Source organism: Azonexus sp. (genome assembly GCF_030824335.1).
Classification (GTDB): Bacteria; Pseudomonadota; Gammaproteobacteria; order Burkholderiales; family Rhodocyclaceae; genus Azonexus.
In genome coordinates this window covers 51,361-59,503 of record NZ_JAVBXX010000016.1, presented here as the reverse complement: position 1 = coordinate 59,503, position 8,143 = coordinate 51,361, and the positions used below count along the sequence as shown (strand labels likewise).

At 52.2% G+C, this 8,143-nt stretch carries 11 protein-coding genes; 3 read left to right on the top strand and 8 right to left on the bottom strand.

The features are described 5' to 3' along the window. Positions 1-405: 405 nt before the first annotated feature. The 5 genes from erpA to rplM all read right to left on the bottom strand — a co-directional run bounded on the left by erpA (position 406) and on the right by rplM (position 3,037). Positions 406-756 (bottom strand): iron-sulfur cluster insertion protein ErpA, encoded by a 351-nt coding sequence (erpA, locus tag RCI20_RS11165; RefSeq protein WP_306605470.1) that lies wholly within the window; start codon positions 754-756, stop codon positions 406-408. A gap of 54 nt (positions 757-810) precedes the next feature. Then, a complete protein-coding gene (locus RCI20_RS11160; RefSeq protein WP_306605468.1) occupies positions 811-1,209 on the bottom strand; it encodes a polymer-forming cytoskeletal protein in 399 nt (132 codons plus the stop codon). Positions 1,210-1,260: 51 nt separating this feature from the next. Beyond that, positions 1,261-1,977 (bottom strand): DUF6776 family protein, encoded by a 717-nt coding sequence (locus RCI20_RS11155; protein WP_306605466.1) that lies wholly within the window; start codon positions 1,975-1,977, stop codon positions 1,261-1,263. Between the two features lie 229 nt (positions 1,978-2,206). Further along, entirely contained in the window at positions 2,207-2,599 is a 393-nt protein-coding gene (gene rpsI, locus RCI20_RS11150; RefSeq protein ID WP_306605464.1) for a 30S ribosomal protein S9, read from the bottom strand. A 9-nt stretch (positions 2,600-2,608) separates the two neighbouring features. Continuing rightward, positions 2,609-3,037: a 50S ribosomal protein L13 gene (gene rplM / locus RCI20_RS11145; RefSeq protein ID WP_076095336.1), complete on the bottom strand. Its 429-nt coding sequence runs from the start codon at positions 3,035-3,037 to the stop codon at positions 2,609-2,611. Positions 3,038-3,535: 498 nt separating this feature from the next. Here rplM and RCI20_RS11140 point away from each other — a divergent pair, with 498 nt between their 5' ends. Then, positions 3,536-3,964 carry an OsmC family protein gene (locus RCI20_RS11140; protein WP_306605461.1) on the top strand — a complete coding sequence of 143 codons (429 nt, stop codon included), beginning with the start codon at positions 3,536-3,538 and terminating at the stop codon, positions 3,962-3,964. A gap of 12 nt (positions 3,965-3,976) precedes the next feature. On the opposite strand, the gene coq7 is transcribed toward RCI20_RS11140, so the two are convergent. From coq7 to RCI20_RS11125, 3 genes are read right to left on the bottom strand one after another with little or no spacing between them, the layout of a single operon-like run. Then, the gene (gene coq7 / locus RCI20_RS11135; RefSeq protein ID WP_306605459.1) at positions 3,977-4,612 is read right to left on the bottom strand and encodes a 2-polyprenyl-3-methyl-6-methoxy-1,4-benzoquinone monooxygenase; all 636 of its coding nucleotides are present in this window, start codon (positions 4,610-4,612) and stop codon (positions 3,977-3,979) included. Continuing rightward, the gene (locus tag RCI20_RS11130) at positions 4,606-5,130 is read right to left on the bottom strand and encodes a CNP1-like family protein (protein ID WP_306605457.1); all 525 of its coding nucleotides are present in this window, start codon (positions 5,128-5,130) and stop codon (positions 4,606-4,608) included. Before RCI20_RS11130 ends, coq7 begins: the two co-directional genes overlap by 7 nt. Beyond that, positions 5,130-5,672: an RNA pyrophosphohydrolase gene (locus RCI20_RS11125; RefSeq protein WP_306605455.1), complete on the bottom strand. Its 543-nt coding sequence runs from the start codon at positions 5,670-5,672 to the stop codon at positions 5,130-5,132. The genes RCI20_RS11130 and RCI20_RS11125 overlap by 1 nt, the downstream gene beginning before the upstream one ends. Before the next feature lie 124 nt (positions 5,673-5,796). On the opposite strand from RCI20_RS11125, the gene RCI20_RS11120 reads away from it, so the two are divergent. Both RCI20_RS11120 and RCI20_RS11115 read left to right on the top strand, forming a co-directional pair. Next, positions 5,797-7,524 (top strand): proline--tRNA ligase, encoded by a 1,728-nt coding sequence (locus tag RCI20_RS11120; protein ID WP_306605453.1) that lies wholly within the window; start codon positions 5,797-5,799, stop codon positions 7,522-7,524. Next, positions 7,512-8,123: a lytic transglycosylase domain-containing protein gene (locus RCI20_RS11115; protein ID WP_306605451.1), complete on the top strand. Its 612-nt coding sequence runs from the start codon at positions 7,512-7,514 to the stop codon at positions 8,121-8,123. Before RCI20_RS11120 ends, RCI20_RS11115 begins: the two co-directional genes overlap by 13 nt. Positions 8,124-8,143 lie beyond the last annotated feature (20 nt).

The following is an 8,143-nucleotide window of genomic DNA, read 5'->3' as shown; positions in this document are numbered from 1 at the left end:
TCGCGGCCGAACACAGGGCAAACACCTCCGCCCAACCGGTCACCGAAGAATGTCTTTAATGGTGCAACCTAAGGACTTTTACTAAAACGCCCTTGGCACTAAAACCGGGGGCACCTCACACGGTGTTTTTGTTCATCGTTAACAGATGCGCCACTATCAGGTAACCGAACGAGGGATTCTCTTCAATCATCGTTTTGGTCGGTGTCACCAAGCGGTCCTGTACCTTTGGCGCTGCCTTGACCAGCCGATAGTAAAGGTCCTGCGCGGCACCTCGAACCACTGACAAAGCTTGTTGATCGAGACGTGGATAGAGGCTGAGGCAGCCTGCTACGGCAACTTGCCAATCAGGCCGCCACTGCAGCCTGACTTAAATCAACCAGTTTCCAGGGAACCCTGGGCGACTCATCACGCAGAAAACGACGAGCCACACCCGCACGTGGACGTTGCATTTGGATTGCGAATAACAAACTGAGACCCCTCCAAACCTTCGGTGTAGTCAATCTCAGCCCCCACCAAATACTGGTAGCTCATTGGATCAATGAGTAATTTCACGCCATTTTTCTCCATTGTGGTGTCATCATCAGCAACCTCTTCGTCAAAGGTAAAACCATACTGAAAACCAGAACACCCCCCCCCGGTAACAAAAACGCGCAATTTAAGATCCCCATTACCCTCTTCCTCAATTAATTCCTTTACCTTATTAGCCGCACTGTCGGTAAAGACGATTGGGGCAATAATTTCTGTAACCGCGCTCATAAAACACTCCTGAATATTGACTCAAAAATTAAAACAGCGATACCCACTGTTTAGTCATTCTATCGAGGGATTTGGTTCCACCCCCTGCTCTTGCAGATAGACTAAACGCCCATCAATGACCGCTCCTTGGTGCATCTCAATTGCGGCGTAGGTTACATCACCAACAATACGCGCCCGAGACTGCATCTCAAGCGAACCCGTTGCGTGGACCGGCCCGATTATTGTCCCATTTAATATCAAATGAGCAACAGAGACCCCGCCTTCAACACTTGCTTGATCACTAATCACCAGCATTGAAGACGAAGCGGCGGTTACAGCTTCTACACTTCCTCGCACCTCACCATCAATGCGCAAACCACCATTGAAACAAACCCTTCCTTCTATCAAAGTACCCGCACCGATCAAACTATCAATCTTGGCCTGAGTTACCGAGGCATTTTTTTTCCCAAACATCCACGCTCCTTCAACTTCAAACCTCCATTAATTTCGAACGTCAGGCAAACACTACAAACGGGCATCCTGTTTACTGACGAGTTTACCATCTTGAAGAAGGTGCAGCTCTACCGCAACAAGCTTCGCACCCGACGGAATTTCAATCAGCCCCTCACGTCGCAAAAAATGCCGTATTTCCAAGACAGCACCACCAGGCCCCGGGAAAATCTTTTGCTGCAAAGAACCAGCGAGCGAAAACCGCGCAATCACCTGATAAACCCCCTCAAACTTCTCACTACCTTGAGATGCTTGGAATGCCAAAAGCAATCTATAGCGATAACGTGTTGCAGTTTCACCAACAACCTTAAAACTCTCAACTCGAACAATCGGCTTTTGGACCACGACAGGAATTAGACGCTCAAAGATCAGCATATCCTCCTTAAGCCCCGCATTTTCCGCCTCCAGCTCACCAAGCCGCCCGAGCAACTGTTGTTGAGTCGCCCTTTCCATGCTTGCTTCATTTTTTCCTGTCCCAACCGTCGAGCGAAGAAAATCCAACTCAGACTGCTGAGAAGACAGTTGCTCTCTTAACGCCACCAACTGTTTACTTTCACTCTGTCCACCAGAGCAAAAAAACCAAACAATCCAAGCATTAGCCAAAAGCAAAAATATAAAGAAAAAGAAAAACAACTTGCGAGGAAATTCCGCACGAACAACAACACGAGGAGACAAAACCCCGAAACGCCGATTAAAGCGCTTTAAGCGAGGTGCTATCGCAGATTTGAACATAAAATCACCATGGAGAACAAAGCAGCCTTACCTCCCGAACCCTGATAAAAACCTAAATAAATTGCCGTAGCACACTCTCCACCCAGACACCAGACAGGCAATAGACAAAGAAAATCACAAGAGACAGGGGCACGCGCACAATCCTCAAGCGAACCAATATCTCATATCAGAACACCAATTCGTGAACAAAAAAAAGCCGCCCAGAGGCGGCTTTTGGCTTTCAAAGAGGTTAACGCTTAGAGAATTGCTTCCGACGACGCGCTTTGTGGAAACCAACTTTCTTACGTTCGACTTCGCGAGCATCACGAGTAACAAAACCAGCTTTGGACAAGGCAGGCTTCAAACCTGCATCGTACTCGAGCAATGCACGAGTAATTCCATGACGCACAGCCCCTGCCTGGCCTGACTCACCGCCACCAATGACATTCACTTTAATATCAAAGGAATTTAATTGTTCAACCAACGCAAGAGGCTGGCGAACAATCATACGACCAGTTTCGCGGGAGAAGAACTGATCAACCGGCTTACCATTTACAACGATAGCACCTGAACCACGCTTCATGAAAACACGAGCAATGGCGCTTTTGCGACGACCGGTACCGTAAAAATAACTTTCAGCCATGATGACCCCTTAAATTTCCAGAGCCTTCGGCTGCTGGGCGGTGTGAGGATGCTGGTCGCCAGCGTAGCACTTAAGCTTCTTAAGCATAGCGTAGCCCAACGGCCCCTTCGGCAGCATCCCCTTAACGGCAGTTTCCAAGGCACGCCCCGGAAAACGCTGCTGCATCTTCTTGAAGTTGGTTTCTTTAATACCACCGGGGTAACCCGTGTGACGATAATATTTCTTGTCGTCAGCCTTGTTACCGGTCACGGTGATCTTATCGACATTGGTAACGACGATAAAATCGCCGGTATCAACGTGCGGCGTATAGATAGCCTTATGCTTGCCACGGAGGCGGCGGGCAATTTCGGTAGCGAGGCGGCCGAGCACCTTGTCTGTGGCGTCTACCACAAACCACTCGCGCTTCACCTCATGTGGCTTGGCGGAAAACGTTTTCATGTGTGTGCCGTCCTGGAAAAATTGGGCGCAGATTTGAGAAAGCCGTGGATATTACCCTCGCACACCAAAGATGTCAATGCATAAATTACAATTAACACCACTCACAGGCAAAAAAAACGCGGCTCGCTGAGCCGCGTTAAATCCACACCAAAGGAGGAGGGTGGAGGAGACAAACTTGAACCGAGAAGACAACTAAGAAAGCAAGACCGGTTCGTACGGTTCGAATTATCCCCTACAAAAGCAACCAAAACAAGCCAACATTGTGCGCCGCACAATATTTTACGGAATGCATAAATAAACATAAACTATCAAGTCTAATTATTTGTTTTATATAGAATTTAACAATAAACAATAAACCAATATATATTTAATAAACCCAGACAATCAACGAGCTCAACAACACCCCCAAAAAAAATGCTGCATCGCAACAAACGATACGACACGCCGAGTAACGCCCCAATCCGCTAGAATCCCTCTCCACACACTGGAGAGATAACAATGGACTGCACAGTTAGATGGATGGGCAACGATGCCGGCATGTCATTCGTAGCCGAGACAGGTAGCGGCCACGTCGTTGTAATGGATGGGGCACCAGAAGCTGGCGGGCGCAATCTAGCCCCCCGCCCAATGGAAATGTTGCTAGCCGGAACCGGGGGATGCTCGGCATTTGATGTAGTAATGATTCTAAAAAAGGGCCGGCAATTAGTTACGGCCTGCGACGTCACTCTTTCTGCCGAACGCGCGGAAAGCGACCCCAAGGTCTTCACCAAGATACATTTCCACTATCGCGTCAAAGGACAAAAACTAAAGCCTGAAGCCGTTTCCCGAGCCATTGAGCTTTCCAAGGAAAAATACTGCTCAGCATCCATCATGATCGCCAAGACAGCCGAAATCACATTCGGATTTGAAATCCTTGAAGAAAACTGAAGAACCGACGCTTCAGATACGGTAGGCAATACCCGTCATCACCTTAGCCACTGCCCGCATGGAAAAACGCACAGGCAGTGGCAATTCTGCTGCACCATAATGAACGGCCATCTTTGCATGCCCAATCTCATCGAGTCGCATTTGATCCACGATCGCACGAGATCGCACATCTTCCACTGGAAGAATCCGCAAATGCCCATCCAGGTGCGCCTCTACCTGGCGCTCTGTTTCAGCAAGGAACCCCAAATTCCACTTATCCCCAAGGGCCCCAGCTGCCACGCCAAGCGTAAACGAACCAAAATACCAGGCAAAATTCAACAAACTGGTACGCCCGCCAAGCTCAGCAATACGCCGCTCTGTCCAGGCCAGATGTTCAACTTCCTCATCCGCAGCAATGCGCAAGGCACAACGCACCTCCCGGTCACGCGAGGTGAGGGCCTGGCCTTGATAAAGAGCCTGGGCACAAACCTCGCCACAATGATTAACCCGCATCAACCCAATGACGTGCCGACGCTGAACAGCATCTAGCTCACACTCAAGCAAGCTGGCACCAGGAACAGGACGCCGACTTCGTGCAGGAGCAGCCAATGTCTGCAAAGCTCGGTCAAATTGCAAAATCAGCAGATCAATAGACACAGGAATTACCATTGCCGGTTCAACTGATGACCGCCCTTGCGCAAGGCATCCTCAGCCTCTGCCACCCCGGAAACAATGAAGCCCCCCGGGCAAAAGTACTCTACAAACAGCTCAGCATGGTGCCGATTCGGCGGGATATCACGAATGCGCGACCAAGAATTGTTACGTGATTTTGACCAACGCCCGTCACGTCTACCGGAAGCGTATATTCGGCGCTCAGCAGTTTCACAGCGAATTCCCTCGTAGGTAATATTGCGCACCCCGCCCGGCGTATCCACCAGAAGAACATAACGCACAACACCATCCTGACCGACCGTCAACGACGAGAGATCGATAGAAAACACATTAGTACTTGTTGCGCTGACGTAAAACGACTGCATCGCCTCCTGCTTTGGTGCACCAGGTAATGAGTGCTCAACCTCCTGCCATTGACGGGTTTCATACGCCTCATCGAAATCAATGGCAAACGAAAACATCGCCCTCGCATAAAGAAAAGCGCATAACAGCGCCTTAAAAATAACCGAACGCATCAAATTTCTTTACCTTCATCATCATGAACGTCGGAGTCGATAGTCCGAAAAGGCTTTGCCTGACGACGATCATGCTCCAGAAAACGCACCAATTCATTCAACGCTTGCTGATACACCCCGCGCTTGAACTCGATGACAGCATCGAGTGGCACCCAGTAGTCATTCCAACGCCACGCGTCAAATTCCGGCTTAGACGTTGCTCGCAGACAAACATCACTATCGCGCCCGACAAGACGGAGCAAAAACCAGATTTGTTTCTGGCCTCTATATGAACCACGCCATTCACGCTTGATCCATTGATTCGGCACTTCGTAACGCAGCCATCCCTTGGTTCGACCGAGGATGCGCACGTGTTCGGGATGCAACCCGACCTCTTCGTGCAGTTCCCGGTACATCGCGTCTTCGGGCGTTTCGCCCCGCTTGATGCCACCTTGTGGAAACTGCCAGGAATGTTCACGTATGCGCTTGCCCCAGAAAACCTCGTTTTTGGCGTTGCAAAGAATGATGCCGACGTTCGGGCGAAAGCCTTCGCGATCGAGCATAGAAATCCTGCTAAAAATATTGGGTTACCCCAATTCTTTCACAAAGGACGTCGATACGCAAAAAAGCGGCAAAGAACAGGCTCCGTGTAAAATTGCCCTTTTGCCACGAATTCAAGAGCACCCCATGCGCACCTCGCAGTTTTTCTTCTCCACCCTCAAGGAAGCCCCGGCCGACGCGGAAGTCATAAGCCAGAAAATGATGCTGCGCGCGGGCTATATCAAACGTGCCGCAGCAGGCATTTACACCTGGATGCCGCTCGGCCTGCGCGTCCTACGCAAGGTTGAAAACGTCGTCCGCGAAGAGATGAATGACGCAGGCGCCTTGGAGCTGTTGATGCCGGCCGTGCAACCCGCGGAACTCTGGCAGGAATCCGGTCGCTGGGAACAGTATGGCCCCGAACTGCTGCGCTTCAAGGACCGTCACCAGCGGGAATTCGTCATTGGCCCGACACACGAGGAAGTGATCACCGATGTCGTGCGTCGTGACGTGAAAAGCTACCGCCAGTTGCCGATCCATCTATACCAGATACAGACCAAGTTCCGCGACGAAATCCGTCCGCGCTTCGGCGTCATGCGTGGTCGTGAATTCCTGATGAAGGATGGCTATTCCTTCCACGCCTCGTTTGATGACCTGAAACGTGAATACGGCAACATGTACGAAACGTACAGTCGGATCTTCACGCGCCTTGGCCTGAAATTCCGCGCCGTCGCCGCCGACACCGGCTCGATTGGCGGCACCGGCTCCCATGAATTCCACGTACTGGCCGACTCCGGCGAAGACGACATCGCCTTCTGTCCTGACTCCGACTACGCCGCCAACGTCGAACTGGCTGAAGCACTGGCACCGGCTACGCAGCGCGCAGCACCTGGCAAAGCCATGGAAAAGATCGCCACGCCGGGTAAGATGGCTTGCGCCGATGTGGCTGCATTTCTTGCGGTCGACCTATGCAAAATCGTCAAATCCATTGCCGTGGTGAGCGAAGAGGAAGACAACAAGACTTTCGCCCTGCTCCTGTTGCGTGGCGACCACGAACTCAATGAAATCAAGGCCAGCAAGATCGCCGCACTGGGCGCCTTCCGCTTTGCCAGCGAAAGCGAAGTCCAGGAGCACCTCGGCTGCATTCCCGGATTTATCGGTCCGGTTGCGGTCGACCGCGAAAAAATTGCGGTTTTTGCCGACCGCAGCGTCGCGGCGATGAGCGACTTCATTTGTGGCGCCAATACGGCTGGCTTCCATCTGACCGGTGTCAATTTCGGTCGCGACCTGCCGGAACCCGAAGTGTTCGACATCCGCAACGTGGTCGCTGGCGATCCGTCGCCGGATGGCAAGGGCAAACTTGAGATTTGCCGCGGCATCGAAGTGGGCCACATTTTCCAGCTCCGTCAGAAATATGCCGAAGCGCTGAATTGCTGCTATCTGGATGAAAACGGCAAAAACCAGATCATGGAAATGGGTTGCTACGGCATTGGCGTTTCGCGCATAGTCGGTTCGGCCATTGAGCAAGGCCACGATGAACGCGGTATCGTTCTCCCGGCAGCGATCGCACCGTTTGCGGTCTGTATCGTGCCAATGGGCTACCACAAGAGCGAAGCGGTGAAAGTCGCGGCAGACGAGTTTTACGCCTGCCTGAAAAAAGCCGGCATCGATGTCGTGCTCGACGACCGCAACGAACGCCCGGGCGTCATGTTTGCCGACATGGAATTGATCGGCATTCCGCACCGCATCGTGATCGGTGAGCGCGGACTGAAAGACGGCCAGTTCGAATACAAGGCTCGGACAGACAGCGAGGCCACCATGCTTGCCCAGGCAGAGGCACTCACCTTCCTGCAAGGAAAACTGTGCGGCAGCTAATTGCCGCACTGCTGTTATGCGGCGCATCGGCAGCATTTGCCGGTGCGCAGCAGTATGAACCGATGTCGGCCAGCGTCCGCGCCGCATTGCATGAAGCGGTATCGGACAGTCGCCCGGCGGTCAGTTCATTCAAGTCATCACTTGAAGCGGCAGACTGGCTGAGCGAAATGTCGCGCCGACTGGAAAAACGCATCCCGAATCGTGACTACCGGATCGACCTGTTGCGTAGCATTCACTACGAAGCCACCCGTGCCGGCCTGGACCCACAACTGGTGCTTGGCCTGATTCAAGTCGAATCGGCCTTTCGTAAATACGCCGTCTCGTCAGTGGGCGCCCGCGGCTACATGCAGGTCATGCCATTTTGGGTCAAAGTGATCGGTCGACCGGAAGACAAGCTATTCGACATGCGCACCAACCTGCGTTATGGCTGCACGATCCTGCGCCATTATCTGGATATCGAAAAGGGTGATCTTTTCCGCGCCCTGGGGCGCTATAACGGCAGCCTCGGCAAGGCGGAGTACCCCAACCTGATCCGTGCCGCCTGGCACAACCACTGGCACTACGAAGCGACGGCCAGTCTGGCCCGAACAGCCAACTGACCGCGCCCGATCAACGTCAA